We start from the raw sequence: 26,396 nt of genomic DNA on the forward strand, positions 1-26,396 counted from the left end.
ACCAATTTCGAAATTGGTCACAAATAATCAGAATTGGTCATGAAGCGCACCCGAACCCAATCCCGCGAAGCTGCTGATCGCATGCGCCAACTCATCCTCGAACGCTTGAACAGCGGTCCGTCGGGCGCCGGAGAACGGCTCCCGACAGAACGAGAGTGGGTGGAGCAGCTAGACATGTCGCGTAGCGCCGTGCGAAAGGTGCTTGCCGAACTGAACGAGCAAGGACTGATCGAACGCACGGTCGGCAGCGGCACGGTCATTACTCCCGCATTCGCTGGCCATTCGGAGATTCCGGCCGAAGAGGTCAGCCCATCCGATGTGATGCAGGCCCGACTGCTCTTCGAGGTGGCGATGGTTGATCTCATCGTGCACAACGCCACGACCCGTGACTTCGACGCCATGGAGGCCTACCTCGATGCCTCTGAGAACGCACGCAGCGCCGCCGAATTCGAAGCCGGAGACGAAGGCTTCCACCGCACGCTCGCACATTCCACCCGCAATCCACTCGTCCGCGAGATGTATGAGTTGATTGGTCGTGCGCGGGGCAGTCAGCTTTGGGGCAAGCTCAAGCAGCGCAGCCTTACCCCCGAGAATCGCCTGCGCTACCAACGCGACCATCGCGAGATCCTTGAGGCACTACGACGTCGTGACCTGGAGCGCGCTCGAGAACTCACACAGCAGCACCTTCTGCGCATCCAGGCCAATCTTCTGGAGGGCCATCGCCATGCCCCGCGCTAACCTCACGTTTCCTATCGAGTGAAGGTTTCGTCGAGCGCGGCCCTGATGTCGGCAACCAGATCGGCCGGGTCTTCCAGGCCGATCGACAACCGCAGGTGACCGTATTCACGGAATTCACTCGGATAGCATTCGGCCCCGCCTCGCCCGTCTCTGCCGACATGCACGATCAGGGTCTCATCATGGCCAAGCGATACCGCCGAGGTAATGAGCCGTAGGTTTGCCACGAAGCGATTCTGCGCATCGGGGTCGCCGCGGACGGCGAACGCCATGACGGCACCGTGTCCCATGCCCGCGAACTGGCGCGACGAGAGTTCGTGCTGAGGATGGGACGGCAGGCCCGGGAACGTCACGAAAGCAACTCTGGAATCCTCTTCGAGAAACTCCGCAATCTTCTGGGCTGTGGACAACTGCCTTGGCAGACGCAAAGGCAGTGTTACCGAACCGCGCATGATGAGCCATGCGTTGAATGGCGAAAGGGAGCCACCGACGTCGACGAGCGCGTCGGCCTTCAGCCGATGGATCAGGTCGGCGCGACCAATGACCGCCCCCCCCATCGCATCGCCGTGTCCGTTGATGTATTTCGTCAGTGCATGCACGACAAGGTCCGCGCCATGTTCGAGGCCCCGAAACATCGGCGGCGGTGTGAACGTGGCATCGATGGACAGCATGGCGCCTCCATCGCGCGCGATCCCGGCAAGGGCTCGCACATCCGCGACCTTCGTCGTCGGATTGGCGATGGTCTCGGCGTGGATCAGCTTCGTGTTCGGGCGCATGGCGGCGCGAACCGCCGCCAGGTCGCTGATGTCCACGAACGTCGCGTCAATGCCGTACCGCTGCGGAAGCAGTTCGCTGAAGAGGCGCCAGACCGCTTCATAGGTCACGTCGCTCACGACCACATGGTCGCCGCTCTTGAGGAAGGTGAAGAAGATGGCGTGCAACGCCGCAACGCCGGTGCAGAAAGCGGCTGCCGCCTCGCCATGCTCCATCGCGGCCAGCTTGCGCTCCAGGCAAAGCTGGTTGTGGCCCGAGCAGCGGGTGTAGAACAGCGTCTGAGTGTCCGACCAATCGAGCGACGATGGATCATCAGGCAATCGGTACGAGTTCGACATGACGATCGGCGTACGGATCGCACCTGTCGTGACGTCAACCATGTTCCCCGCGTGCACGGCCTGGCTGTCGAATGACAGGCTCGATGGTTGCTCCTTGTCGGGCCGCTGCTGAATGTTGTTCGCTGTCATGTATCTCCTTTTCATGAAGATCTGGGACTGGGTATTCCAGCCTGGCTGCTTGTTCGATGGCGGTGCCGCCTTCGGCTCTTCAGTTCTATCGCTCCGTCTTCCTGATGCACACCACCTTCGGTTGAGTCATTTCCTCGTAGGCAAACCGGACGCCTTCGCGGCCAAGGCTTCCGTACTTTCCTCCACCGAATGGCATACCATCGAATCGATAGTCCGAAGAGTCGTTGATCATGATTCCGCCGGCTTCCAGCTGGTTGGCAGCCTTGAGAGCAGCTTGCAGATCGTTCGTGAAGATCCCTGCATGGAGGCTGTACTCGGGACTGTTGGCGAGCGCGAGGGCTTCATCCAGTGTCTCCACGCGCTGAAGAACAACCACCGGGCTGAATGCTTCCTGCGTCCAAAGGTCGCAATCGAAGCTGACGTTCTCAAGCACCGTCGGGAAGTACACCGAGCCCTTCTGCGTGTTGCCGCAGAGCAGATTCGCACCCAGTCGAATCGCGGCATCTACTGCGCTCTTCGCTCGTGTCGCCGCCTGAGCTGAAATCATTGGCCCGACGTCCGTGTCCGGCAGGGCCGGATCTCCCGCCTTCAGTGCCGCGGTGGCCGCGACGAAGCGCCGCTTGAACTCGTCATAGATGGACGCCTGAATCAGGATGCGCTGTGTGCTGACACAGTTCTGGCCCGCAGCCCAGAAGGCACCGGACACACACGATGCAACAGCATCGCCCAGATCGCAGTCGTTCAAGACAATGACTGGCGCATTTCCGCCCAGATCCATCGCGAGTTTCTTGAGGCCGGCGGATCGAGCGATCCTCTCCCCGGTAGCAAATCCGCCGGTGAAAGAGATCATCCTCACGTCCCGGGCCGACACCAGCGCTTCGCCCAGCGCCGCTCCGCCTGTCGCGATCGATACCGCATTCGATGGCAGTCCGGCCGTGACGAGATAGTCGACGAGCCTGATGGCGGAGAGAGGCGCAAGCTCCGACGGCTTCAGGACCACGGCGTTGCCACCGGCGATCGCCGGCCCCAGCTTGTGCGCGACCAGGTTCAGCGGGTCGTTGTACGGCGTGATGGCCACAATGATGCCCAGCGGCTCTCGGGTGAACCATCCTTGCCGGTTCTCCGATCCCACGTACGCGTCGAACGGCACGACCTCTCCTGCGTTGCGGCGCGCCTCGTCGGCGGACAGCTTCAGTGTGTTCACGCAACGCAGTACCTCCTTTCGGGCCTGCCTGATCGTCTTCCCGGCTTCCGCGACGATGAGTTGCGCGAACGTTTCCCCGTCGTGCTCAACCAGCGATGCACAGCGCTCGAGAATGCGCGCCCGCTCGTGCCGAGACAGGCTGCGGCACATGCGCGCCCCTTCTTTCGCCGCCTGGACAAGCCGCCGAGTATCTTCGGGCGGCAAGTTCGCGACGGTTCCTACTTCGACGCCATCGAAGGGATTGGTCACCGAGATGAAATCGGGTGATGTGTCAGCAGGCAACAAAAGAGCCCCCATGTCGAAGTTCTGTCTCATCGCGTCGTCCCCTTACTCCTCACAATGTTGGAAAGCAGCTGGTGCCGACCCATCCAGATGCGGGCTCCGATCTGGCTGCTAGAGCGAAAGCGAGCCTTCCAGACAGGTGATGCAGGCTCCTCCGACGCGTACTTGTCCGTCCGCGCCGACGTGCACCTCCACGCGTCCGTCCCGACCGACCTGCCGTCCCTGGGTCGCCTGGTAGCTGCTCCCGGCGGGTGGCAGCAACCCACGCGCCCACTGGAAGGCGGCGACGCTCCCATTCCCGCTCCCGCAGACGGGGTCTTCGTTCACGCCGCAAGACGGCGCGAAGGTGCGCACCTCGATGTCGGCGTCTTCATGCTGATGCGCACCGAACACCGTGAGGCCTGTGACACCAAGGCGGCGCTCGAACTCCGCCAACCTTGCGAGATCAGGATGCAAACCGAGTACGGTGGCCGCGTCGCGCAACCGTGCGACAACCCAGATGGGGCCGACGGTCACGACACCCGGCGCTGTCCTCGCATCCAGCTTGCATCCCAGAATCGTCTCCAGCACCTCTGTGTCTGCCGCGGTGAGCGGATTGATCGTCGCCGTCGGCAAGCTGAATGCAAGCTGGCGGCCACCGTCCCGCTCCTCGACAGTCACCTCGACCAAGCCCATGCCGCATTCCTGAATCAATCGCCCACCTTGCCTGGCGGTGACGCGCCCACTTTCCAGGACGGCGTGTGCGCTGCCGAGCGTCGGGTGGCCTGCAAAGGGAAGCTCGCTGCGCGGCGTGAAGATCCGCAGCCGATAGTCGGCACCGGCCGCCGTAGGTGGCAGCACGAACGTCGTCTCGGACAGGTTGGTCCAGTTCGCGATGGCCTGCATTTGGTCGGTCGTCAGATCCTGTGCATCCAGCACCACGGCAACCGGATTGCCGAGAAGCGGTCGACGCGTAAAGACATCGACCACCTTGTAGCCACGGGTTCGCTTCATGTTCATCTCCAACACATCATCTGAGTCAACATTTGTTCTGGTCGGCGCTTTCCGAAAGGCGTTGTGCATCACGGAAAGTCATGGGCTGCCCTTATCCCTTGCGAGCAACCACGCCATTGATCTCGGTTTCCGTGAACCCGTACTTGGCCACCAGCTTGCGGTGATCCGCGGAACCGAGGTACGCACGAAGCTGATCGTTCACAGCTTGCAGGAGCGCGTGATTGCCCTTGCTGAAGGAGAAGGCCCCCACAGGCGAATTTGCTGCCTTGCCTGCTTCATGCGCGACTGCCTCCAGCTCACTGTGCTTGCTTGCCGTGTCCCGGTTTCCAATGGCGGTTGCAGCGAACGCGTCGATCTTTCCTGCAAGAAGAGCGGCCACAGCTTCGGGCTGGTCCTTGAACGCCACGAGCTGGCTGTCAGCCACGCCGGCCGACTTCGCCGCATGGATCTGAACCTGGCCAGGAATCACACCCAACCGCGCGTCGCTACGTGCTGCCAGTGCTGCGTAGCTCGCCAACGCCTTCGAATTGCCCCGGTGGACCAGAAAGCCGTCGCCGAGCGTCCAGACCGGCACGCTGAAAGCGACGTGCTCCGCACGTTCGGTTGTCACGAAAATCGGCACATTCATGTCCCAGCGACCTTCCTTCACGCCAGGCAGAAACTCTTCGAACGTGGTCAGGTGATGCTCGATGGACGTGGCACCGATCGCCCGCAACACGACATCGGCCAACTCGATGTCCGCACCGGTCGCGCGCTGATCCGATCCGGTCCAGTAGAAGGGCGGTTCCTCAATGTATGCAATACGTACTTTCATAAGATCCCCTTGATGTATGCGGGGGCCGGTTTTCAGACACCGGCCTCTTGAATCGTGCAGCGCTGCGAGCCGAGCCCGTCGATGCCACACGCGATGACGTCGCCGTCCTTCAGATAGTCGGGCTGCGGCTTGTTGAACGCAACGCCATGAGGCGTTCCCGTCAGGAGAACATCCCCTGGAAGCAGGGTCATGAACTCGCTCAGGTGGGAGATGATCTGGTGGACGGAGAAGAGCAACTTGCTAGTGCGACTGTCCTGTCTGATCGCGTCGTTCTTCTTCAGCCAGATCCTGAGATCCAAGGACTCGGGCAGTTCGTCTGGCGTCACAAGCCAGGGCCCGAGTGGCGCAAAGGTGTCCGCGCTCTTGCCCTTGCTCCACTGCCCACCTCGCTCGAACTGCCATCCCCGGTCTGTCACATCATTGGCGACGGCGAAGCCAGCGATGTACGAGGCAGCGTCTTCAAGGCGGACATTCCGAGCCGTTGCGCCAATGACCACGGCAAGCTCGACTTCCCAGTCGACGGCCTTGGCCGTCTTCGGAACGAAGATGGAGTCGAATGGCCCGCTCAGCGCCGTCGGAGATTTGAAGAAGACCAGAGGCTCCGATGGAACTTCGAACCCTGTCTCCGCGGCATGGTCGGCGTAGTTCAATCCGACGCAGACGATCTTTCCCGTCATGCCAATGGGGCAGCCCAGGCGGGCGCTTTCCGCTGCGACCGGCAGCCGGGAAAGGTCGAGCCGCGCGATCTGGCTCAAGGACTGCGCATCCAGGGCTTTCCCAGACCAGTCGTCGACCAGGGTACTGACGTCTCGCACCACGCCAGCCGAGTCGAGAATCCCCGGCCGTTCTTTGCCCTGTGGGCCAAATCGCACCAATTTCATCGCCGTGCTCCGCTCATTTGGTGACCGCGTTCAGGACTTCGGAAAGCGCGGAGAGCGCGGCGCCGAGGCGATCCGGCGGCAGATAGCCAAAGCCAAGCCGGAAGACGCGATTGCTCTCGCCGAACCATGCCCCTGAAGCGAGCTGAAGGTCGTGCTCCGGGAGCAGTTCCCAGAAACGAGAGACGGCCGCTTCGTCCAGTGCGTCCGCGCGCAGGCGCAGACAACACAATGCCCCCGCGTTCGGCCGCACCCATTCAATGCGCTGGCGCTCGGCGTCGCACCACACTGCCAGTTTCTCGAGGGCAATGGCAAGCATCTGGCGCCGCGGTGCGAGCACCTTTTCCCTGTTGCGCAGCAGGACGCACGCGAGCGCCTCGTCCAGCACCGCCCCGGAAATCACGGTGTTCATCTTGGCAATGGTCAGGCGAGCCCGAAGATCGGCATCCTCCACGGTGAGCCAGCCTGTGCGCAGGCCTGGAGCACCCAGCGCCTTGGATACCGATGCGCCCGTGACGACGCGTGGATCGCTCCCTGCAAGGCTTTCCATGGCCACGGCGTTGCCGTAGGTGGCCTCACGATAGGTTTCATCAACAAAGAGCAAGGCTTCGGGGGATCGCTTCTCCATCAGGCCAAGCAGGCTTTCGATGTCCGCGCGAGAGGTCTGCACGCCGCTTGGATTCTGCGGGGAGGCAATGCTGACCAACTTGGTCTTCGGCGACAGGCTGGCCTCCATCCGATCAAGGTCCAGCCGAAAGCCCTGCTCGAACGACAACTTGACTTCGCGCACGCTCACCCCGGCCCCCAGGAGACAGTCACGGCTCGGCGGAAAGCACGGCGTTGCCAGTACAGCCTCATCACCGGGACGGCAGGCTTCGAAGGCGAGAAGAAAAAGGCCGAGCGCAGTGCCTTGCGTGGTGATGATCTGCTCGGCGGGAACGTTGCAAGCGTCCGCAATGGCCTCGCGAAGCTCGATCGCGCCGGCGGACTTGCCATAGCCCAGCTTCAACTTCCGGATGCTCGAAAAGTCGGCCAGATCGAAAAGCTCGCCGACCGTCAGATCCTGAGACGTGCTTTCCGCCAGATTGAGCGGTCTATTCACATCGAGCAGGGAAATGATCTCGCTGTAGGGGAACCGCCCACGCCACTCGGAGGTGCCGGCTCCTTTCGAACCCGGCGGCTGCTGTTCGTCAAACTTGTCTTGGGGAGTCTTCATTTCATTTCCTTGCACATGTGGTCGTATCGATATGGTTCGAGGCGTTGCATCTACGCGATGTAGCCCCATGCCTGGATGCGACGATCGAAATGCAGTACAGCCCAATCCGCGTTGTAGGCAGGCCATTGCGGAAGGCCGACATCATTCGGATCCCCGTTTGCTGCGAAGGCGGCGATCGCGCCTCGATACAGCCGGCTGAGCCCTCGGACTTCGTTCAGATCCGCACCATGAAGCATCGGAGACGTCTTCCAGACGTCGATGTTTCCAAACAGGAACGGCAGGTCTATGCAGTGACAGGCGCCCAGCGCCGGGTTCGGCGATTGCCAGTCGAAGGAATAGACGAACGCATTTCGACCAAGACGCGACTGCGTGGCCGCCATTTCCAGGCTCTTTCCGGTGAAGAAGTCGTCCGTGTTGAGCTCATTCAAGATGGCGCGGGGCGTCGCGGAGATGCGCTGGGATCGGATTCTTGCGATCGCCGCCTCGCCACCACCTCCCAACCTGGTGTCGAACATCTCTCGGAGGCTATCCTCCGACACTGCATCCAACTCAGCGTTGGTGATGGTGAACGCGGCACCTTCCTCCCGCGTCACGCCGATCATGACGTCGCACCATTTCGCGCTTCCCATCGCGATGGAATCGGCTGGCTGACGGGCAAGATTCCCGTCGTCCAAGATGGGCATGAACAGCGGAGTGATGTCACCCTTGATGGCCGGCGGCCTGCTTGCCAGGGTTTGCAGCCCCTCGAAGATCCGCGCGAGAGGCATGGCGCGAAGCTCTTCCACCCTCCCCGCATCAAGTCCAAGGACCTTCAGGACCGTCTCGACGGTCGGTCGTGCCTGATCCACGGTACGGCACATCAGGCCCACCGGTGCACTCATCATGACTGCCCGCTTGAAAAGCTCTGGTCCCTGACAGGCTCCCAGATGTGCGGCGATGCTGAAAGCGCCTGCGGACTGGCCGGTCACGGTGATCCGCTCGGGATCACCGCCGAAGGAACTGATCGCCTCCTTGATCCAGCGGAGGGCGGCGACTTGGTCGTGAAGAGCGAGATTCAGCCCTCCGAGATCCGGCTGCGGCCAGAAGCCGAGGAGGCCCAAACGGTAGGACACATTCACAACGACAAGACCATTCTCCTTCGCAAGGACGCTGCCGTCGTAGCAGGGCAGCGAGCCGCCTCCCGTCATGAACGCCCCGCCGTGGAAGAACACCAGTACTGGCGCAAGGTCACCGGGCTTGTGGGTCGTCCAGATATCAAGGTGCAAGCAGTCTTCGCTCTGCTTGGCCTCGTAGGCGCCCATGACCGCATCAAGACGAGAAGGGAGTTGAGGCGGAATAGGACCAGGTTCGGTGGCAACACGCACACCCTGCCAGCGGGGAGCGACGCTTGGCATTTCAAAGCGCTTGTCGCCGACGGGAGGCTCGGCGTACGGCACCCTGCGAAAAGATGCCACACCGTCCGAACGCAGGCCACGCAGGTGGCCGAATGGTGTTTTCAATTCCAGCTGTTCCGTACCAAGCATGCGCGTCTCCAACGTACCGAGTTTCGAAAGAGAAGGCCGCGCCGATGAACTCCGCAGATCACGACATGCCAGCCCACACTTTTTCATTTCATTGCCATGCAGAGTAAATTGTTCGAGCCAACCAGAACAGACACAGCTTTCAACTGTTCGAACCATCACAATTTCGCTTGTCGCTCCGCTGGTAACGGAGTGACAATCGGCATGGTTTTCCTGGAAAGACACCATGGATAGACACCTTTCCAACCGCTACGAGCAGTTGGCTCATCTGTTTGCTGGAATGATTGACAACGGGGAACTCGCCCCTGGCACACGGTTGCCATCTGTGCGCAGCGTCGGCCAGCGCCATGGCACCAGCGCCTCCACGGCACTACAGGCGTACCGGCTTCTCGAGGATCAAGGCATCCTCACCGCAAGAGCGCAGTCCGGGTTCTACGTTGCGCCTCCGCGGCACGGGATGCTTGCGTTGCCGTCGATCGGGCGTGCATCGCTGGACGCGCAGGCTCCGCACCGTTACGAGCAGCTGGCCGAGCTCATCGAAAGCATGGTGAGCAATGGCGCTCTTGCGCCGGGAGCACGTCTGCCGTCCGTGCGAGCCGTCAGCGAGCAGCACCGCGTCAGTGTTTCCACGGTGCTGCAGGCATACCGTCGTCTCGAGGACCGAGGAGTCCTCGTCGCACGTCCTCAATCGGGGTTCTATGTGGCTCCCACGCGGCGCACCGGGCTTGAACTACCGTCTCCCTCGCGTCCGCCCGCGAAGCCTTCCACGGTTTCCATCAGCGGTGCTGTCACCGCATTGCTCGAACATGCTTCGAACTCGGCGTTCGTGCCACTCGGTTGCGCGGTGCCGGATGCCGAGCTTCTCCAGTCGAAGCGCCTTGACCTGGCTCTTGCGCGAGCCGCACGGGAGCACGGCTCAAGGTACAACGTGTACGGCACACCGCGCGGTGAGCCGAGTCTGCGCCGCGAGATCGCAAAGCGGGCGCTGCACTTCGGCCACGCGCTCTCGCCAGACGACCTTCTCATCACCAACGGATGCACCGAGGCCTTGATGCTCGCGCTCATGGCCGTTTCCAAGCGCGGCGACACGATCGCCATCGAGGCGCCTACCTATTTCGGGGTTCTGCACACTCTGGAGGTGCTCGGCTTGAAGGCGCTGGAGTTGCCTACCCACCCCACGCACGGCGTTGACATCGCCGCGCTCACCCGCTTGCTGGATACCGGGCCCGTTGCGGCTTGCGTGTTGTCGTCCACCTTCAACAATCCGCTCGGCTCGGCCATGGTCGAAGCAGACAAGCGGGCGCTCCTTGCGCTGCTTGCAAAGCGCGCCGTGCCGCTGATCGAAGACGACGTCTACGGAGACATCCACTTTGGCCGCGAGCGGCCGAAGCCATTCATTGCGCTCGATGGCGGCGCCAATACCATCTACTGCAGCTCGTTCTCGAAGACGTTGGCGCCGGGCTATCGCGTCGGCTGGATTGCACCAGGCGCCTACACACAGCAGGTGATGGAGCGCAAGCTCGCGCTCAGCCTCTGCAATCCCATCCTGCCTCAAGTCGCGATCACGGACTTCTTGGCCAATGGCGCCTACGACGCGCACTTGCGCCGCCTGCGCCGACTCCTCGAAGAGAACATCTCGCGCATGACGCGCGCAATCGAGGAGAGCTTTCCCTCGGACACCAAGGTCAGCCGGCCGGCGGGCGGCTTCATGATCTGGGTGGAGCTGCCGAGACGGTTCGATTCGCGCGCACTGTTCGATGCAGCACTCGAGCAAGGTATCTGCTTCGCCCCGGGTGATGTCTTTTCCGCCAGCCGACGCTTTCGCAACTGCCTGCGGCTGAGCGCCGGGTCTGAGTGGAGCGATCGGATCGAAGACGGCATCCGGCGCCTCGGCCTGCTCTCCCGGAACTTGATAGCTGCCTCCACGCCCCCGGCCTGATTGCTCGGGCTGCCGCCTTTGGCTACTTGCCTATGGAGTCGCCGCGCGGATCGGATCCCAGATGCCGCTGCAGAAGTGGCGTTGATCAAGGTCCGGCGCACTCCTGAGCTGACCAGCGCCTGGACTGAAGATCTGTGCGACGGGGAAGGCATCGAATGGAGGCAAGGAGCTACCGTTCGGATCGAGATTGGTCACAAAATTGCCCCAGTACCGCCGCATGGACAGCGCCAGTTGCTGCTGGTCCGTATTGAGGGCCGCTCCCAGGTCGTAGAGGTAGCTCAACTCAGCGGTGTGTTGAGAACCGAGCGGAAACCCCACCATGTTGCCTGCTTGTGGCGCTGCCGGGTCATCCAGCTCGAATGCATAGACCTTGACGAAACGAGCGAGGGCCGAGTTTGCCGCGCGTGCAGGACAGGCGACGATCGCGTCGCCCCACAGCTGAGATATGGCCATGTCGGCGCTTGGCGCATTGTTCAAGAAGGTGTTCTTGAAATTCGCCGCTGGATAGGTGGTCGCCAGCAAGCTCAGGAAGTCTGATGTGATGGCTGTGGGATTCATGATGCGCAGGTAGGCGGCGTCTACCGTGTCCGGCGTGGGACTCGCCATCACCTTCCCGATGATCTGCGAATAGGTGCACGTCGCGGGAGCTCCCGCTGTGCCGCAATAGCCGTTCGGATTCTGCAAGTCGTAGTTGGCCGGCCCGCCCGCGGCCAGCATCTGCACGGTTGTGGGCAGCGGCGCGAGCAGGCGCGAGAGGAAGAAGCGTCCCTCGTTGGCAGTGATGCCTTGCATCACCGGAACCTTGATGAACTGGCCCGCTTCGAGCGCCGCTTTCGGTGCGAGGGGCACGAGCTTTGTACTGTGCACGGGGCCAAGGTTGTAGCGGCCAAATATCCGGCCTTGAGAGGCAAGCACCTGTGCCACGGTCTTTGAGCGCAGGCAGGATGCGGAATCACAGCCGAGATCCGACTCGAAGGCCGCACCCAAGGTCGCCTGACGCGACGCCGCGCTTTGCGACGTGTAGTAGAAGAACGACCCGCTCTCGACAATCGCAGCTCTGAACAGGTTCTGGGCTGTATTGGTGGATGTGAGCGTCGCAAGCACACTGATCCCGCCTGCGGACTCTCCGGAGAACGTCACCTTTGCGGGGTCGCCACCAAAGCCTGCGATGTTGTCCTTGACCCACCGTAGCGCGAACTGCTGGTCCATCAGTCCGTAGTTCCCTGCGTCCCCGACGGCTTCAAACTCGTTGGCAGCAGACGCTGCCAGCTTGCTGTTGCTAAGCCAGCCCAGCGCACCGAGCCGATAGTTGAGCGTGACCACGATCATGTTGTTGTCGGCTGCCAGGCTCGTCGCGGGATAGAGTTGGCCGCTTCCGGCGACAAACCCGCCGCCATGGCTGAACACGAGAACAGGAAGCTGGGCGTCGGCCTTCGTGTGGGGCGGAACATAGACGTTCAGGAACAAGCAGTCCTCGGCCTCGTTGGGCGCGCCGACCGAGGGGCAACTGGCGCCAAATGTGCTGGCCACCTTGGTGTCCATTGCCGCGACCGGCGCTTGGGGAGGGGTCCAGCGAGGGGCGGTTGCATAGCGGATACCCCTGAACTCCGTTCCGCGTCCCAGGGGCGAATCCATTCCCTGGAACACACCAGAAGATGTCGTTACGGGTTGCGAGCTGAAGGCAGGCGCAGGGGGCGCAATACCGCCACTTCCTCCGCCACCGCCGCCTCCGCAAGAGGACACGAGAACCGCCAGGGCGAGTCCGAACATCGGGACCGCCACGCGCCCGAGAAATAGAAAGCGTCGCTGATTCTCCAACTTTGTCTCCGGTATGTTTTTCGTGCCTCGGCCTGTCATTCGGGCCGTTCAGGTGCCGCATGGACTGCGGCTGCACTGGATGTTAGGAAGTACGTCTACCACCCGTAAGGGCACGGGTGGAATGCAGCGTTGCTGCGCTGGAACGATGAAACGCTAGTCCGGCCCTCTATCGAGCAAGGCCGTTCCGTCAACGAGCGCGTCGATGAACTTCCGGCCCGCGAGCGTGAGGGCGCGGCGCGAAGGGTAGAGCACATAGATGCCGACGTGGAGTGGCAGCCAATCGGGCGTGACCAAGTTCAGCTCGCCGCGATTGATATCTTCCTTGCACATGGCGTAGGGCAACTGTGCCACGCCGACGCCCTTGAGCGCTGCCTCACGCACCAGCAACAAGTTGTCCGTGGTGAATCGCACGTCAACCTCGATCGCATGCTGTCCATGCTCGCGGTGCCGCAAGGACCAGAGTGCCGGGCTGGAAAAGAAAGTCCAACCGATGGCGGGGAAGCGCGGGAACTCCGCGGACCCGCCAGGCGCCGCTGGAATACTGTGCCACAGATGCGGCGCGGCGACCATCACATAGCGCACATCGACGAGGCGGCGAGCCACCATGCTGGAATCGCGCAGAGGTCGGATGCTCGGCTGAATTGCGATGTCCGCGGGTTCACTGAAGGGTTGTCCGCGGCCATCGGTGGATTCGATCGAGACACGCACGCCTGGATGGCGGGCCATGAACTCTATGGCGATTCGTCCCACGACCGTGGACGCGAGCGCCAGCGGGCACGAGACACGCAGGGTACCTGAAGGCACACCGTGCGACTCGCGCGCGGCTGCAACCGTCTCCTGCAACCTTGCGCGCGTGGCAACGGCATCGTCATAGGTGCGCCGGCCCGTTGCGGTCACCTCAAATCGACGCGACGTGCGCACCAGTAGACTGACACCGAGGTGCTTCTCGAGCGCCGCAACCGACCGACTCAGGCTCGAAGGAGGCAGGCCGAAACGGCTGCCCGCAGCGTTGAAGCCGCCGGCGTCGACGACTGCAACAAACGCCATGAGATCCTCGAACAGATGCGGCAGATCGTCCATGAGGCTTAGATCATCCGATTGGGGGCGCGCAGTGCGGCACACCGGTGGTGTTCATCGTCGAACGCCATACCGTGAGGCACCGAGCGATATGAAGTCCCGCGAGATCGCGATCATAGACATCCGGGGGAATCGCGGGTCTCACCAGCCTCCTGGCCTATTTGCACAGGGCGTCGCTCTTCGCCGTCAGCGCCGGCGTGATCTCGTCGGCAACGAACCCGTATTTGGCCAGCAGCGCACGGTGCTCGTCGGAGCCGAGGTATTTCGCGAGCTCCGCATTGAAGCGAGCGACGAAGGCACCATTGGCCTGATTGAACGAGTACGCACCGAATCCCGCCTTTGCGCGACCGTTGCTGTCCGTCGGTGGTTCGAACGGTTGAGCCAACGTCAGATCCGAATCCTTCAGCGAAGCAAGAAGCGCCCGCTGGCCCAGCGCTGAGTTCGGGTAGGCGTCGACGCGGCCTGCTTTGATCGCGGCAATGATCTCCTCCTGCGCTCCGAACTCGACGATGCGCTCGGCAGGAACACCGGCCGCCTTGGCGGTGGCTAACTGCACGGTTCCCTTGACGACGCCCAGCCGCGCATCCGATTTCGCGACAGAGGCGTAGCTCGATACGCGCTTCGGGTTGCCTGGGCGCACGATCATGCCGTCGACCAGAGCCCAGATCGGATTGGAGTACGCGACAGTCCTGCAGCGCTCCGGCGTGACGAAGAGACCGGTGTTCATCGTCCACTTCCCGGAAGCTACCCCGGGCAGCAGCTCAGCGAACTCCACCTTCTTCACCTCCACGTCCTTGATACCCATTCTGGCGAGAACGGTTCGCGCGACATCGACGTCCGAACCGGCCGGCTGACCGTTGATCGTTGTCGCGAACGGCGGCTCTTCGATGTACGCGAAGGTGACTTTTTCCTGGGCCATTGCCGGCAGGTTGAACGCAGCGGCGACAGCAAGTGCCGAGATCGGAAGGGAACGCTTGAACATTGAACATGCCTCCAACGAGTTCATGGGATTGAGAAGAATGGCCACGCGAAACACGTGGCGGGCGGAGTTACACCCCGCCCATGTACGCGGCTCGAACGACGGGATCTCCCGCAAGCGAGTGCGAAGGACCAGAGTGGGCAATGCGCCCCTGGTCCATCACATAGGCACGTGACGACAGACTCAACGCCGTACCGACGTCCTGTTCGACCAGCAAGATGGCGACGCCCAGCTGATTGACACGACGCAGTGCCTCGGCAAGTTCTCCGACAAGCCGCGGAGACAGTCCGAGCGAAAGTTCGTCGATCATCAACAGGCGCGGATCGGCCATCAGGCCGCGTCCGATCGCGCACATCTGCTGCTCGCCTCCGGACATCGTGGTCGCGTCCTGTCGTGCGCGCTCGCGCAGCTTCGGGAAGATCCCGTAGACCGTGTCGAGCGTCTTTCGCACCTCGGTACGGTCGCGACGCAAGAATGCACCCATCAACAGGTTGTCCTCAACGCTCATCGAACGAAAGAGGCGTCGGCCTTCTGGCACATGAATGAGACCCGAAGCCACGCGCCGCTGGGCAGGCATCGCATGCAGTTCTGCCTGGCCCAGCTGTACCGTGCCCTGGCCGGAGTTCGTCAGGCCGGATAGCGCGCGCATCAGCGTCGACTTACCGGCTCCGTTGGAGCCAATCAGCGCCACCACCTCACCGGCGTCAACTCGCAGATCGACACCGTGGAGTACCTTGACCGCGCCATAGCCGGCGTGCAAGTTCGAGACATGCAACAGTTCAGACATCGCGGCGGCTCCCGTCTTCAGCATAGTGCCCTCCCAGATAGGCCTCGACCACGGTCGGATCGCGGATCACGTCCATGGGCAGTCCATCCGCGATCAGCGTTCCGCTCTTGAGGACCAAGATGCGCGTGCTGACACCCATGACGACTTTCATGAGGTGCTCGATCATCACAATCGTGATGCCGCGCGCGGCGATGCTGCGGATCAGGTGAAGCGTCTTCTCCAGATCGTCAGAGTTGAGTCCCGCATTCACCTCGTCGAGCCAGATCAGGCGTGGCTTGATTGCAAGACTCTTGGCCAGTTCCAGGCGTTTCCGATGAGCCAGTGAGAGATTCGCTGCACTCTTGTCGGCGTGCGGTGCCAGTCCGACGAATTCGAGTTGCTCATCGGCGAACTTGCGTGCTTCGGGCACGTGACGGATGCCACCTCCGAAGAGGGCGGCGGCCGTCACGTTCTCGCGCACCGTCATTGCCGGAAATGGCTGGACAACCTGGAAGGTTCGCGCCATCCCGCGCTGCGCCACCTGGTCTTGCCGCATTCCCGAGATCACGTGGTCCTCGAATCGCACGGTGCCATGTGACGGGCGAAAAACGCCGCTGCACACGTTCACGAGAGTTGTCTTGCCCGCACCGTTCGGTCCGATCAGGCCCACGATCTCGCCAGCATCGATCCGAAAAGTCACGTTCGACAGTGCCTTGAGGCCGCCGAATGACAGCGACACCTCGTCTAGCTGCAGAAGCGGCGCCTTCACGTGGATGCCTTTCTCGCACGCCGCGCAGGCGACAGAAAGCCCATGACGCCACGCGGCATGAACAGGACCAACAGAACGATCGCCAATCCGAGGAAGACTCCGTTGAGGTCCAGCGCACCCTTGATGACCAGCTCTTCCAGGCCTGCCAGAGCGACAGCGCCCGCAAACGGTCCAACCACGGTGCCGACACCGCCGATCAGCGCGATCACGATGGGCTTGACCGACAGGAGCACGCTGAAGACGTCGCTCGGGTCGATGTAGTTGAGCCAATTGGCGTACACCGCGCCCCCGGCCGAAGCGAACACGGCCGACAGCGCCAGCGCGAACGCCTTGTGGCGGGTGACGGCCACGCCAATCATCGCCGCGGCGTCTTCGTTCTGCTCGATACAGCGCAAGGCTACGCCGAAGCGCGAGCCGATGATCCAGAAGGAGAGCAACGCGGAGAGCGCCGCGAGCGTGCTGAAGACGATCAGGAAGAGTCGCGCCTGCGCCAACGACGAGATCGGCAGAAGCGCGAGGTTGAGCCCCATGCCGCCGCCTGTGAAGTCACCACCGGCGGTAATCACCTCGCGGAACACTTCGGCAACCACCAGGCTCGCGACGGCGAAGTAGTGGCCACGCAAGCGCAGCAAGCCCAACCCGAGCAGCAGCGCGAACACACCGCCGATCAGCGCGGCCAGAGCCCACGCGAGCGGCATCGGGATGCCGTGCATCTGGCCGATGGCCGACGCGTAGGCACCCAGACCGAAAAAGGCAGCGGTCGCGAACGACGGGTAGCCGGTGAAGCCGCCGATGATGTTCCAAGCGCTGGCAAGGGCGGCGTACAGCGCCACCGTCGTGCCGAAGCGCAGCCAATAGTTGTCACCGACGATCGTCAGCAGCACGACGCTGCCGGCGAAGATCGCCCAGAACACGGTATTGTTCAGTTTCATTCGAACCCTTTCTTGCCCATCAGGCCTTGCGGCCGCAGAAGCAGGAATGCAAGCAGCAGCACATACGACAGCGTGAGCGCGTGACTCGAGCCAAGGAAATAGCTGCCCACGCTTTCCACCACACCCAACAAAACGCCGCCAGCCAGCACGCCTGGCAGGCTGCCAAGGCCACCGAGCACGCAGACGATGAACGCCTTGCCCAGATAGCCGTCCGCGGCAACAGGCGAGATTGGAAAGATCGGCGAGAGAATCGCGCCCGCGATCAATGCGAGCCCGGTGCCGATGCCGAACGTCGCGGCAAAGGTTCGCGGCACGTCGACGCCCATCAGCTGCGCCGCCTGCGGATCCATGCGCACCGCGACGATCGAGCGCCCCAGCATCGTGCGCGTCATAAGGACGTGCGTGAGCAAGACAACCGCCACCGCGGCAAGCATGCTCAAGGTTCGATCCGTCGGCAGCGTGAGCGCAGCCCATGTGATGGGCTCCTGGCTCGGCAGCACGACCTTGCGGAAGTCGGCGGAAAAGCCAAAGGTCATCAAGTTGTTGAGGAGCAGGTTCAGACCGAAAGTAAGCGTCAGCGTGACGAGCACCTTGGCGGCCATCACGTGACGTATGACGTATTGCTGCAGCAGCCATCCGCCGGCGTAACCGAGTAGGCCGATCGGCAACATCGCGATGAACGGATGGACGCCCCAGTGCGCGTACGCGTACCAGGCCCCGTAGCCGCCCAGCACGATGAACGAGCCGTGCAGGATGTTGATGATGTTCACCACACCCCACACGAGTGAGAACCCTGCGCCGATGCACGCGTAGATACCGCCCAGCAGCAGACCGTTGAGCAGAACTTGAAGAAGTACCATGACAGCTCTCAGCGTGCGCTCAGCGCAGCTTGCCGGTGGCGATGGCTGGCGGATACAAGACCGCCGACTTACCGCCCTGGATCTGGAACACAGGCGGGAGGTACGAATTGACCATCCCCTTCTGGTCGAAGGCCACGGGCCCATAGAAGGTGTCCATCTTCAGCTTGGCGAGCTGGTCGCGGACTGCGGCGCGATCCACTGAGCCGACCTTCTCGATGGCGGCCTGCAGCACTACGCCTGAGAGCGAAGCGACCGCGTTGGCATAGTCCGGTTCGGTACCGAAGCGCGCCTTGAACGCTTCGACGTACTTGGCAGTCGAGCCGAAGATGTCGGTGCCGGTGTACTTGGATGCCGGGTGCCACCATACCGCGCTGCTGACGTTCTCGGCGAGGGGGCCGAGTGACTCGACGAACTCTCGGTAGCTCGGACCGGTGATCATCGTCACGACGGGCGCGTTCAGACCCGCATCCTTCATCTGCTTGCGCACGAGTATCAGATCGTTGGTGTAGCCCGACACGAAGATCCAGTCCGGCTTGGCCGCCTTGATCTGAACCAGCGCGCCCGCATGGTCCAGTGCACCGATTGCGTACTTCTCGTTGTAGACGACTTCGTAGTTGCGCTTCTTCGCGACCTTCTCCAGCTCGTTGGCGACCGCTGTAGGAAAAAGATCGTTGCGAGCAAGGATCGCCACTCTGGCGTTGGCCGGAAGGCGAGTCGCGGCGAGTTCGGCCGTCGGCTCGATCAGCGTGTTGTTCGGTGTGAGCAGACCGAAGATGTACTTGTGTCCCTGGTCGAAGACCTCAACTGACGAGGCTGTGGCTGCGATGTTGGGCACACCGTTCTTCTCGGTCACTGCGCTCGAAGCCTTGGTCGCTCCCGACCCGAACGGGGAGAAGATGAAGTCGACCTTGTCCTGCGTGATCAGCTTGTCCACCAGTTGCACAGCCTTCGGTGTGTTGGACTGGTAGTCGACATAGATCATCTCGACCTTGGCACGGCCGTTCCCCACCTTGATTCCTCCGGCCTTGTTGACCGTCTCAGCCCACAGATCATTGCCCTGCTTCATTCGCAGTCCCTCGGGCGAGAGCGCACCCGTCATCGGCAGTGGCGCGCCGATGCGAATAACCTGCGACTGGGCGTGGCTGACTTGCCCGAGACCGAGGCCAAGTACCGCGGTCGCAAGCAGAAGGCCGCGCCGAGCAGCCCGAGAGATAGCAGGTGTTGCTGCGCAGGCGCAGCTGCTCGAGCAATTCGATCGTTTGAACATTTCGTTGTCTCCTGGTTCTAAGTAGGGCCGCTCACACGGTGCTTCACACGTAGTTGATGACCATCAACTTGATCTCGGACATCTCGTCCATCGCGTAGCGCGTGCCCTCGCGCCCCACACCCGATTCCTTCCAGCCGCCGAACGGCATGTTGTCGATGCGATAGATCGAGACGTCGTTGATCATCAGACCGCCCACATCCCAGTCCTCCACAGCCTGGAAGGCTCGGCGGATGTCGTTGGTGAAAATGCCGCCCTGCAAACCGTAGCGCGAGTCGTTCGCACGCTCGACTGCTTCCTCGAATGTCCGGAAACTGTTGAGCGTCACGACGGGGCCGAAGATCTCCTCGTCTTCCACCTTCATGCCCTTGACCGTATCTGTCAGGACGGTCGGCTGAACGACGGCGCCCGCGCGCGATCCACCCACGAGTTCGCGAGCGCCTTGAGCCACCGCTTCGTCGATCCATCCCTGGATGCGCTTCGCCGAGTTCTCGTCGATGACCGGGCCGACATCGATGCCTTCCTCCATCGGGTTGCCGACACGGCATGCGCGCACCTTCTCCACGAGTTTCTTCTCGAAGGCCTCGCGCACCGAGACATGTACGAGGATGCGTTGGACACCGATGCAGTATTGGCCGCCGTACACCATCCCGCCGCGCACGCAACGCGTCGCCGCCAGATCGAGGTCAGCGTCCTCGGCAACGATCACGGCGCCGTTGCCTCCAAGCTCGAGCGCGACCTTCTTGCGACCGGCGATGGATTTGATGTGCCAGCCCACCTTGGCGCTGCCAGTGAACGTGACCATCGCGAAGCGCTCGTCCTTGACCATGCCTTCGGCCAGCGGCACGGAGCAGTGGCAGACCTCGAGAGCCCCATCGGGCAGGCCAGCATCACGAAACACCTCCTGCAACAGCTTGCTGGTCAGCGGAGTCTGCGGCGCCGGCTTGAGCACCACCGAGTTGCCAGCGGCAATCGCCGGTGCGACCTTGTGCAGCACTAAGTTCAGCGGGAAGTTGAAGGGTGCGATGGCGAGGATCGTGCCGATCGGGAAGCGACGGGCGATACCGACGCGGCGGCGCATCTGGGCCAGGGCGTTGTGGTCCAAGTCAGCCAGCTTGGTCGACACGCCTCGTGCATCGGTCGTCTGGTACTCGAAGACCCCCGCGTCCAGGTCCAGCGGAATTTCCTCACCGGCCGCGTGACGGGCCTCCTGCGCGGCGTTCTTGAGATTGAAGATACTGCGCGCAACCTCGCCGCGAGCGTCATACAGCGGCTTACCTGCTTCGGCGGCAATGGTTCGAGCGAACTCGTCGCGACGACTCGCGACGAGCTCGGCAGCCTTCATCAGGATGTCGGCGCGAACGAAGCGCGGCAGCTTGCGCATCACCTGGAACGCCTTCTGAGCGCGCACGATGCTGAGCTCGACATCGTCGGCCTCAGACACGGGCATCTCGCCCACGATCTGCCCATTGAACGGATTGATGATGGAGTCGGATTTCTTTGTCATTTGATCTACCTTGTCTAAAAGTTCAGGGGGTTTAGGCCAGCGCTACCGGCCGGCAGAGGTTCATGAGCATCCGCACCACGCTGTACGGCGTGAGGAGCGACGTCTTCGCATTGGTGGCCAGCGAAATGCCGTTGATCTGAAACGCGATGTCGCCGAACACACCCTTGGCGTGCACGCTGTGTGTGTTGCGCGTGGCCTTCGGATCCGCGCACAACTCGACGGTGGTGTTGTCGAATCCGACACCTGCCAGCGCGACCGACGCCGCGAAGTTGGCGTTCTGTGGAAACAGGCGCGCCGCTTCGCGAGCGGAGGCTGAGTAAAAGACCGTTGATTCGCTCAGACTCTCCAGAGCCACCATGGTCTGAGCCGGTGTTCCTTGCCAGGCGGCTGGCGGCTTGACACAGCGATAGGCCACACTCTCCAGACCCGCCAAGCGGGCAGAGGTGAGCACGTCCAGGCCACCAGCAGCACCAGAGGGAATTCGAATCTTCGAGCCGCCGTCCACGGCCGCGCGATGCAGTAGCGTCTCGGTCGGGGCATCGGCCAACGCCCCCACCGACACCACCATCAGATCAATGCCACGGCGCAGAAGCGTCGGGCCGTACCCGCGTAGTGCCGCGTGGCCCGCACATTCGATGGCCAATGTCACGCCGGCTTCGATGAGCGCATCGGGGGAACTCACGAGCAGTACTCGCGAATCGAGACGTTCGCGAAGCGCGGCGTGTGCTTCCTGGCGTTCGGCAACCACAGCCAACCCGACCTCTGGGACCAGTTGAGGCACCAGTTCGCAAAGGCGTTGCCCGATGGCTCCGCAACCAATAATCGCAGTCTTCATCCTGTCTCCTTCACGCCTCCATTCGGGCGGCGGACGGATTAGGCCTACGACTGAATCGCCCGGGAAGTCATGTAAAGGAGATCGCTGCGGTGCAGTAAACAGAACACCGGGTTAGCCCTCTGGGCCCGCGCTGCAGCTGACTTGCGGCGACCCGCAGGGGGCGGCGGCGCACTCGTTACGGCGCCTCAAGGCGAGGGTGTTCGCACTGAGATCAGGAGATACTGCAAGAAGGCGGTGGCGGCGAGCGGGAGCTTGCGCTGACGCGAGGTGACCACGTCGATGGTTGCGGCCTCGCAAGCCCGTTCAGATAGCGCTACCGCGTGCAACCAACCTTCCTCGAGTTCGTGAGCAAAGGTCATGGGAGGCATGAAGCCAATCACGTCGGAGCGCCGAACGATGCTCTTGATCGCTTGCAGCGAGTTCATCTCGTAGGCTATTCGAAGTTCGACCTTGGCCTCTTCTGCCGCTTTATCAATGAGGTATCGCACACCGAACGTACGATCAGGCACCGCAGCTCGAAAGTCGATCAGTTCGCTGATCGAAACCATAGAGCGCGCGGCGAGGGCATGGGTGGGCGCGCAGATGACCTGCAGCGGCTGCGAAATTCGCCCATGCAACGTGACATCGTCGCGGTTGAGTACATTGAAAGCCAGACCGATGTCCACCGTGTGATCCACCACCGATTCCACGATCTGCGCCGTTCCGCACACGCTCAATTGGAACGCGATGTTCGGATGCTCGCGCGCGAAGCCGACCAGCAGATCGGGCATGAAGCTCATGGAGGCGGCCTCCACGATTGCCAGTCGTACCAAGCCGCTGCGCAAATTACCGAGGTCATCAATGGCCGATCGAACCAATAGTCCTTGAACCTCGCTCTGGGTGACATAGTCCAGAAGAAGGCGGCCTGCCGCTGTCAGCACCATGCCACGCGGCGATCGTTCAAACAGTTCGGCGCCGAACTCTCGCTCGAGATTGGCGATCTGCCGGCTGATCGCACTGGGTACAACGAACAACGCCTCTGACGCCTGACGCACCGACCCACTCTTGGCGATCTCAGCAAAGTACTTGAGTGGCAGCGGCAGGATCATCAGGATTCGTCGTGCAAATCGCCCCGCAGCCTCTGGCGAAGGGCGCCTATCTTCTGGTCACGCATCAAGTCCAATATCGAGAACGCTAGACCATCCAGCGCTCATCACGAATTGTTCTGATCGCGGCACAGTGCAAAGTGCGAACGTGCACACCACGTGACGTGCAATCCGTAATCATGCTAGCGAATCAAGGGCAATCAGTACAGCCACAATCTTGCTGCAATCAGACGAGCACAGATCGTTCGAAACACACCGCCGGGTGGTTCCTCGTGCCGAAGCCGTACCCCCGTGGCTCGATCGGTCGCGCCAGGGGAATGCATCGGTCAACGTTTTCGGCGAAGTGGAAACGCATCCATGTGCAGCCGTTGGCGCTTCGTTGTTTCCCAACTGGGTGACGATCAAGACCGTAACCATTGTTCCGATTTTTTCTCGAGAGTAATCGCTCTGTCTCGATGACGCTGGTCTTGTGCGCGTCCCGCTCGCGCCCGGCTTTGGCTGCGGTTTGCGCACCAAACCCGCGCTCGGGTCGGATAGCACGTGGCGAACTCTGCCAACGTGTTTGCGGCGCGGCGCGGCGTGACGCGAGAGCAATCGCCCGAGGAGCTTGAGAAGCCGTCGATGGCTCACGCCGTCGGGGCCTCGTTGGATGGCTGCACGCTCCAGGTTTCGAGTTGCGACCACCAGGCGGAAAGAGCTGTGCGGAAGCTCGCGGCCGCCCCTGCTTTTTTTGCTCGATCAGCTGTGGTGATCTATTTGGGGCAACACGGCGTTCGCAATTTGGCACCTTCCACTCCGACTGATATCCCCTCCTAATCTGGTGCAACGGGACTATCACCAAACGCGGAACTTCAAAGTGTCGGCATTCAGAAAAACCATTCTCGAAGCAAGTCATCTCAAGAAGAGTTTTGGCGCGCTTTCCGTGCTCAACGACGTTTCTTTGAACGTTGAAGAAGGCGAGATCGTCAGTCTCATAGGTCCTTCCGGCTCAGGCAAAACAACTTTTCTGAGATGCCTGGCGCTACTTGAGGAAATCTCTTCTGGAGAGATTCGCGTCAACGGAACGACCGTCGCTGGCGCAGCTTCCGGCAGCCATTCGCAGGCAGCTACCAAACTGATGAGGTGGGACATCGGGATGGTTTTCCAGCAATTCAATCTGTGGCCGCACATGACCGTTTTGCAGAACGTCATCGAAGCGCCGATTCGCGTTCGCGGCATACCGCGAGATGCCGCGATCTCATCCGCTCTTGAGATCCTTAACAAGGTCGGCATTGCGGACAAGCGAGACGTATATCCGGCGCAACTCTCAGGCGGTCAGCAGCAGCGAGTGGCGATCTCTCGCGCTTTGGCAATGAACCCGAAGGTCATTCTCTTCGATGAACCAACGTCCGCTCTCGACCCCGAGCTTCGTCACGAAGTTTTGGCCGTATTGAAGAAGCTCGCCGAGGAAGGCCAGACCATGATCGTGGTCACTCATGAGATGGGCTTCGCCAGAAGCGTAAGCACGCGCATCGCATTTCTCGATGGTGGGAAGCTGATCGAAGAAGGTGGATCTGACGAGTTCTTTGAATCGCCCAAAACCGAAAGAGCCAAGCAGTTCCTTGAAATGATGTTCTAACCAATAAAACAGGAGACTCCAATGAAAATTCTTTCTGCCCTTGCCGCCGCCGCGATCAGCGTCTGCACAATCTTTGGACCAGCATCTGCCCAAGCACAGCAGAAAGTCTCGAAGCTGACCTCGATCCCGCAAAAGGGGAAGGTTCGAGTCTGCCAAGTTCCCAACTACTACGCCATCTCGTTTCGAAACCCCAAGACTGGAGATCTTGAAGGGATCGATGTCGATCTCTCCAAAGAACTAGCGAAGGAGCTCGGCGTTCAATTGGAAATCATCGAGACGAATTTCTCGACCTTCGTTGCCGATCTTCAAGCCGACAAGTGCGACATCGGAATGTTTGCCGTCGCCGCCACTCTGAAGCGGGCCAAGGCTGTCGAGTTCTCCAATCCTTACCTCGAGTCTGGGCTGTATGCCATCGTGAAGGACGGCAGCAAGATCCAGAAGTGGGCTGACGTTGATCAACCTGGTGTGCGGGTTGTCACCGGGCTGGGGAGCTTCATGGACGACATCATGAAGACCTACCTGAAGAAGGCGACACAACGAAGTGTGGTGCCCCCGGCTGATATGTTGAGTGAACTTGCGGCCAACAAGGCGGATGTCTACATCAGTGACTATCCCGCCAGCGTCAGAATCAGAAAGGAATTCGATTGGGCCAAGCTGATTGCTCCGTCTGAACCGCTCGCCGTAACACCCTATTCTTATGTCGTGGCTCCGGGTGATCAGATTTGGTTGAATTACATCAACCTGTTCGTGCGAACGATCCGCAACGATGGCCGGCTCAAGAAGTATGCGGAGAAGCATAACCTTGGCCCCATGGTCACCAAGTAAGCCTTGGCACTGCCACTCAATCGGGTATGAGCACATACACGTTCAGATGGGATGTTGTCCGCGACAACCTTCCATTCCTGCTCTCGGGCCTACAGAGCACTCTGGTCATATCGGCGATCACTCTCATGATGGCGATGCTGGGAGGCTTAGTACTGGTGTCACTCGATCTGTCCAGATGGAGGCTGGTGCGATCTGTCAGCATCATGTTGGGGGAGTTGGTGCGCAACACCCCGATCCTGATTCAGCTGCTGTGGTACTACTACGTCCTTCCGATATCGTTCGGAATCGACATCTCTCCGATGTTTGCAGCAATCCTCGGGCTGTCAATTTACTCGTCCGCTTTTATTGGTGAAGTTTATCGAGCGGGAATCCAAGGCATTCCCAAGGGGCACGTGGAAGCAGCGAGAGTGCTCGGTCTAAGCAGGCTCCAAACGTTCACTCGCATCGTGTTGCCACAGGCGTTCTGGGCCAGTCTCCCTCCGCTGGCTTCGAACTTCGTGATGCTGATCAAGTACTCGTCGCTTGCATCCGTCTTGTCGGTGCCCGAGATCACCCGCAGGGCGACTGAGCTGTCCTCTTCCACGTTCAGGCCACTGGAGATATTCACGGCGGTCGCGGTAGCCTACTTCGTCATCTGCTGGCCCCTGACGCTAACGATCCGGTGGATCGAACGACGAACTATGCGCCTCAGGAAATGACACACAACAACCAACCGGAGATCTTTCATGACAAATGATGTTCGCTTAGTAGATTCTCACGCCCACGACCGGCCGTTCTCGCACGCGTCGATCGTTGGTCCCTGGATCTTCACCAAAGGGACGGCCGGCTATGACCCCGAGACCAGCCAATTTCCTCCAGACATTCGAGATCAGACGGCCCAATGCATGAAAAACCTCGCCAACATTCTTAAGGAATGCGACGCGACGTTTGCGGACGTAGTCAAGGTCAATGTCTATCTTGTGAACGTCGACGACTATGACGCGGTGAACGAGGTGTATCTGAAGGCGATGAACGGGCACAAGCCGGCACGGTGCTGCGTGGGGGTAGCCGCGCTGCCGTCGAAGAATGAAAACATGAAGATCGAAATGATCGCCTACAAGAAGGAGCTCGCGTAGGGCGAGCGTACAGGTTGTTGGATTGCGCTGATCTCTGACCCTAGGGGGGTGCGGACGAAAACTTGGACTACCAGGAGGTAGTTCGTGTATTCCTACGAAGATCGGATTCGAGCCGTTCAGCTCT

The 26,396-nt window shown here is 61.3% G+C and carries 24 protein-coding genes; 6 read left to right on the forward strand and 18 right to left on the reverse strand.

Annotated elements, in window-relative coordinates; translation table 11 throughout:
* Window positions 1–39: 39 nt before the first annotated feature.
* A complete protein-coding gene (locus BLV60_RS32715; protein WP_093059761.1) occupies window positions 40–738 on the forward strand; it encodes a FadR/GntR family transcriptional regulator in 699 nt (232 codons plus the stop codon).
* A gap of 11 nt (window positions 739–749) precedes the next feature.
* Here the strand turns inward: BLV60_RS32715 and BLV60_RS32720 are convergent, their stop codons facing one another.
* The 7 genes from BLV60_RS32720 to BLV60_RS32750 form a co-directional block, all read right to left on the reverse strand.
* Window positions 750–1,976, reverse strand: coding sequence for a trans-sulfuration enzyme family protein (locus BLV60_RS32720; protein ID WP_176929060.1), 1,227 nt, complete (start codon window positions 1,974–1,976; stop codon window positions 750–752).
* Window positions 1,977–2,061: 85 nt separating this feature from the next.
* Window positions 2,062–3,495, reverse strand: a complete 1,434-nt coding sequence (locus tag BLV60_RS32725) for an aldehyde dehydrogenase family protein (RefSeq protein WP_256329680.1) — start codon at window positions 3,493–3,495, stop codon at window positions 2,062–2,064.
* 78 nt (window positions 3,496–3,573) lie between these two features.
* Window positions 3,574–4,455, reverse strand: a complete 882-nt coding sequence (locus BLV60_RS32730; protein ID WP_093059812.1) for a PhzF family phenazine biosynthesis protein — start codon at window positions 4,453–4,455, stop codon at window positions 3,574–3,576.
* Between the two features lie 91 nt (window positions 4,456–4,546).
* Window positions 4,547–5,269, reverse strand: coding sequence for a transporter substrate-binding domain-containing protein (locus BLV60_RS32735; RefSeq protein ID WP_093059763.1), 723 nt, complete (start codon window positions 5,267–5,269; stop codon window positions 4,547–4,549).
* Between the two features lie 32 nt (window positions 5,270–5,301).
* Window positions 5,302–6,150 (reverse strand): fumarylacetoacetate hydrolase family protein, encoded by an 849-nt coding sequence (locus BLV60_RS32740; RefSeq protein ID WP_093059765.1) that lies wholly within the window; start codon window positions 6,148–6,150, stop codon window positions 5,302–5,304.
* A gap of 13 nt (window positions 6,151–6,163) precedes the next feature.
* Window positions 6,164–7,363: a pyridoxal phosphate-dependent aminotransferase gene (locus BLV60_RS32745; protein ID WP_093059767.1), complete on the reverse strand. Its 1,200-nt coding sequence runs from the start codon at window positions 7,361–7,363 to the stop codon at window positions 6,164–6,166.
* 50 nt (window positions 7,364–7,413) lie between these two features.
* A complete protein-coding gene (locus BLV60_RS32750) occupies window positions 7,414–9,111 on the reverse strand; it encodes a carboxylesterase/lipase family protein (protein WP_218132267.1) in 1,698 nt (565 codons plus the stop codon).
* Here BLV60_RS32750 and BLV60_RS32755 point away from each other — a divergent pair.
* On the forward strand, window positions 9,110–10,822 hold the full coding sequence (locus BLV60_RS32755; protein WP_093059771.1) for an aminotransferase class I/II-fold pyridoxal phosphate-dependent enzyme: 1,713 nt from the start codon (window positions 9,110–9,112) through the stop codon (window positions 10,820–10,822). The genes BLV60_RS32750 and BLV60_RS32755 overlap by 2 nt on opposite strands.
* A gap of 30 nt (window positions 10,823–10,852) precedes the next feature.
* Here the strand turns inward: BLV60_RS32755 and BLV60_RS32760 are convergent, their stop codons facing one another.
* The 11 genes from BLV60_RS32760 to BLV60_RS32810 form a co-directional block, all read right to left on the reverse strand.
* A complete protein-coding gene (locus tag BLV60_RS32760) occupies window positions 10,853–12,679 on the reverse strand; it encodes a carboxylesterase family protein (protein ID WP_093059773.1) in 1,827 nt (608 codons plus the stop codon).
* A gap of 114 nt (window positions 12,680–12,793) precedes the next feature.
* A complete protein-coding gene (locus tag BLV60_RS32765; RefSeq protein ID WP_093059775.1) occupies window positions 12,794–13,720 on the reverse strand; it encodes a LysR substrate-binding domain-containing protein in 927 nt (308 codons plus the stop codon).
* 154 nt (window positions 13,721–13,874) lie between these two features.
* Window positions 13,875–14,699, reverse strand: a complete 825-nt coding sequence (locus BLV60_RS32770; protein ID WP_176929064.1) for a transporter substrate-binding domain-containing protein — start codon at window positions 14,697–14,699, stop codon at window positions 13,875–13,877.
* A 67-nt stretch (window positions 14,700–14,766) separates the two neighbouring features.
* Complete coding sequence (locus BLV60_RS32775; RefSeq protein WP_093059814.1) at window positions 14,767–15,483, reverse strand: ABC transporter ATP-binding protein; 717 nt, start codon at window positions 15,481–15,483, stop codon at window positions 14,767–14,769.
* Window positions 15,476–16,231 (reverse strand): ABC transporter ATP-binding protein, encoded by a 756-nt coding sequence (locus BLV60_RS32780; protein WP_093059779.1) that lies wholly within the window; start codon window positions 16,229–16,231, stop codon window positions 15,476–15,478. The genes BLV60_RS32775 and BLV60_RS32780 overlap by 8 nt, the downstream gene beginning before the upstream one ends.
* A complete protein-coding gene (locus tag BLV60_RS32785) occupies window positions 16,228–17,145 on the reverse strand; it encodes a branched-chain amino acid ABC transporter permease (RefSeq protein WP_218132268.1) in 918 nt (305 codons plus the stop codon). Before BLV60_RS32785 ends, BLV60_RS32780 begins: the two co-directional genes overlap by 4 nt.
* Before the next feature lie 14 nt (window positions 17,146–17,159).
* A complete protein-coding gene (locus BLV60_RS32790; protein WP_093059783.1) occupies window positions 17,160–18,023 on the reverse strand; it encodes a branched-chain amino acid ABC transporter permease in 864 nt (287 codons plus the stop codon).
* Between the two features lie 19 nt (window positions 18,024–18,042).
* A complete protein-coding gene (locus BLV60_RS32795) occupies window positions 18,043–19,290 on the reverse strand; it encodes an amino acid ABC transporter substrate-binding protein (RefSeq protein ID WP_093059785.1) in 1,248 nt (415 codons plus the stop codon).
* Window positions 19,291–19,333: 43 nt separating this feature from the next.
* Window positions 19,334–20,794, reverse strand: a complete 1,461-nt coding sequence (locus BLV60_RS32800; protein ID WP_093059787.1) for an aldehyde dehydrogenase family protein — start codon at window positions 20,792–20,794, stop codon at window positions 19,334–19,336.
* 31 nt (window positions 20,795–20,825) lie between these two features.
* A complete protein-coding gene (locus BLV60_RS32805) occupies window positions 20,826–21,629 on the reverse strand; it encodes an aspartate dehydrogenase (protein ID WP_093059789.1) in 804 nt (267 codons plus the stop codon).
* A gap of 185 nt (window positions 21,630–21,814) precedes the next feature.
* Complete coding sequence (locus tag BLV60_RS32810; protein WP_093059791.1) at window positions 21,815–22,717, reverse strand: LysR family transcriptional regulator; 903 nt, start codon at window positions 22,715–22,717, stop codon at window positions 21,815–21,817.
* Between the two features lie 874 nt (window positions 22,718–23,591).
* Here BLV60_RS32810 and BLV60_RS32815 point away from each other — a divergent pair.
* The 4 genes from BLV60_RS32815 to BLV60_RS32830 are packed head-to-tail and all read left to right on the forward strand — an operon-like array spanning window position 23,592 to window position 26,272.
* Complete coding sequence (locus BLV60_RS32815) at window positions 23,592–24,332, forward strand: amino acid ABC transporter ATP-binding protein (protein ID WP_176929069.1); 741 nt, start codon at window positions 23,592–23,594, stop codon at window positions 24,330–24,332.
* A gap of 21 nt (window positions 24,333–24,353) precedes the next feature.
* Window positions 24,354–25,157 (forward strand): ABC transporter substrate-binding protein, encoded by an 804-nt coding sequence (locus tag BLV60_RS32820; RefSeq protein WP_093059792.1) that lies wholly within the window; start codon window positions 24,354–24,356, stop codon window positions 25,155–25,157.
* A 26-nt stretch (window positions 25,158–25,183) separates the two neighbouring features.
* Window positions 25,184–25,855, forward strand: a complete 672-nt coding sequence (locus BLV60_RS32825; RefSeq protein WP_093059794.1) for an amino acid ABC transporter permease — start codon at window positions 25,184–25,186, stop codon at window positions 25,853–25,855.
* A 27-nt stretch (window positions 25,856–25,882) separates the two neighbouring features.
* Window positions 25,883–26,272 (forward strand): RidA family protein, encoded by a 390-nt coding sequence (locus tag BLV60_RS32830; protein WP_093059796.1) that lies wholly within the window; start codon window positions 25,883–25,885, stop codon window positions 26,270–26,272.
* Window positions 26,273–26,396 lie beyond the last annotated feature (124 nt).

This window comes from Variovorax sp. YR634, from assembly GCF_900106655.1.
Classification (GTDB): domain Bacteria; phylum Pseudomonadota; class Gammaproteobacteria; order Burkholderiales; family Burkholderiaceae_C; genus Variovorax.

Bases quoted from the DNA above. Each gene is read 5' to 3' on its own strand.
- BLV60_RS32790 (WP_093059783.1), bottom strand. From the start codon at position 18,023: ATGGTACTTCTTCAAGTTCTGCTCAACGGTCTGCTGCTGGGCGGTATC.
- BLV60_RS32730 (WP_093059812.1), bottom strand. From the start codon at position 4,455: ATGAAGCGAACCCGTGGCTACAAGGTGGTCGATGTCTTTACGCGTCGA.
- BLV60_RS32830 (WP_093059796.1), top strand. From the start codon at position 25,883: ATGACAAATGATGTTCGCTTAGTAGATTCTCACGCCCACGACCGGCCG.
- BLV60_RS32770 (WP_176929064.1), bottom strand. From the start codon at position 14,699: ATGTTCAAGCGTTCCCTTCCGATCTCGGCACTTGCTGTCGCCGCTGCG.
- BLV60_RS32720 (WP_176929060.1), bottom strand. From the start codon at position 1,976: ATGACAGCGAACAACATTCAGCAGCGGCCCGACAAGGAGCAACCATCG.
- BLV60_RS32745 (WP_093059767.1), bottom strand. From the start codon at position 7,363: ATGAAGACTCCCCAAGACAAGTTTGACGAACAGCAGCCGCCGGGTTCG.
- BLV60_RS32750 (WP_218132267.1), bottom strand. From the start codon at position 9,111: ATGGTGTCTTTCCAGGAAAACCATGCCGATTGTCACTCCGTTACCAGC.
- BLV60_RS32820 (WP_093059792.1), top strand. From the start codon at position 24,354: ATGAAAATTCTTTCTGCCCTTGCCGCCGCCGCGATCAGCGTCTGCACA.
- BLV60_RS32765 (WP_093059775.1), bottom strand. From the start codon at position 13,720: ATGGACGATCTGCCGCATCTGTTCGAGGATCTCATGGCGTTTGTTGCA.
- BLV60_RS32755 (WP_093059771.1), top strand. From the start codon at position 9,110: ATGGATAGACACCTTTCCAACCGCTACGAGCAGTTGGCTCATCTGTTT.
- BLV60_RS32810 (WP_093059791.1), bottom strand. From the start codon at position 22,717: ATGATCCTGCCGCTGCCACTCAAGTACTTTGCTGAGATCGCCAAGAGT.
- BLV60_RS32775 (WP_093059814.1), bottom strand. From the start codon at position 15,483: ATGTCTGAACTGTTGCATGTCTCGAACTTGCACGCCGGCTATGGCGCG.
- BLV60_RS32725 (WP_256329680.1), bottom strand. From the start codon at position 3,495: ATGAGACAGAACTTCGACATGGGGGCTCTTTTGTTGCCTGCTGACACA.
- BLV60_RS32735 (WP_093059763.1), bottom strand. From the start codon at position 5,269: ATGAAAGTACGTATTGCATACATTGAGGAACCGCCCTTCTACTGGACC.
- BLV60_RS32715 (WP_093059761.1), top strand. From the start codon at position 40: ATGAAGCGCACCCGAACCCAATCCCGCGAAGCTGCTGATCGCATGCGC.
- BLV60_RS32760 (WP_093059773.1), bottom strand. From the start codon at position 12,679: ATGACAGGCCGAGGCACGAAAAACATACCGGAGACAAAGTTGGAGAAT.
- BLV60_RS32740 (WP_093059765.1), bottom strand. From the start codon at position 6,150: ATGAAATTGGTGCGATTTGGCCCACAGGGCAAAGAACGGCCGGGGATT.
- BLV60_RS32800 (WP_093059787.1), bottom strand. From the start codon at position 20,794: ATGACAAAGAAATCCGACTCCATCATCAATCCGTTCAATGGGCAGATC.
- BLV60_RS32795 (WP_093059785.1), bottom strand. From the start codon at position 19,290: ATGTTCAAACGATCGAATTGCTCGAGCAGCTGCGCCTGCGCAGCAACA.
- BLV60_RS32825 (WP_093059794.1), top strand. From the start codon at position 25,184: ATGAGCACATACACGTTCAGATGGGATGTTGTCCGCGACAACCTTCCA.
- BLV60_RS32805 (WP_093059789.1), bottom strand. From the start codon at position 21,629: ATGAAGACTGCGATTATTGGTTGCGGAGCCATCGGGCAACGCCTTTGC.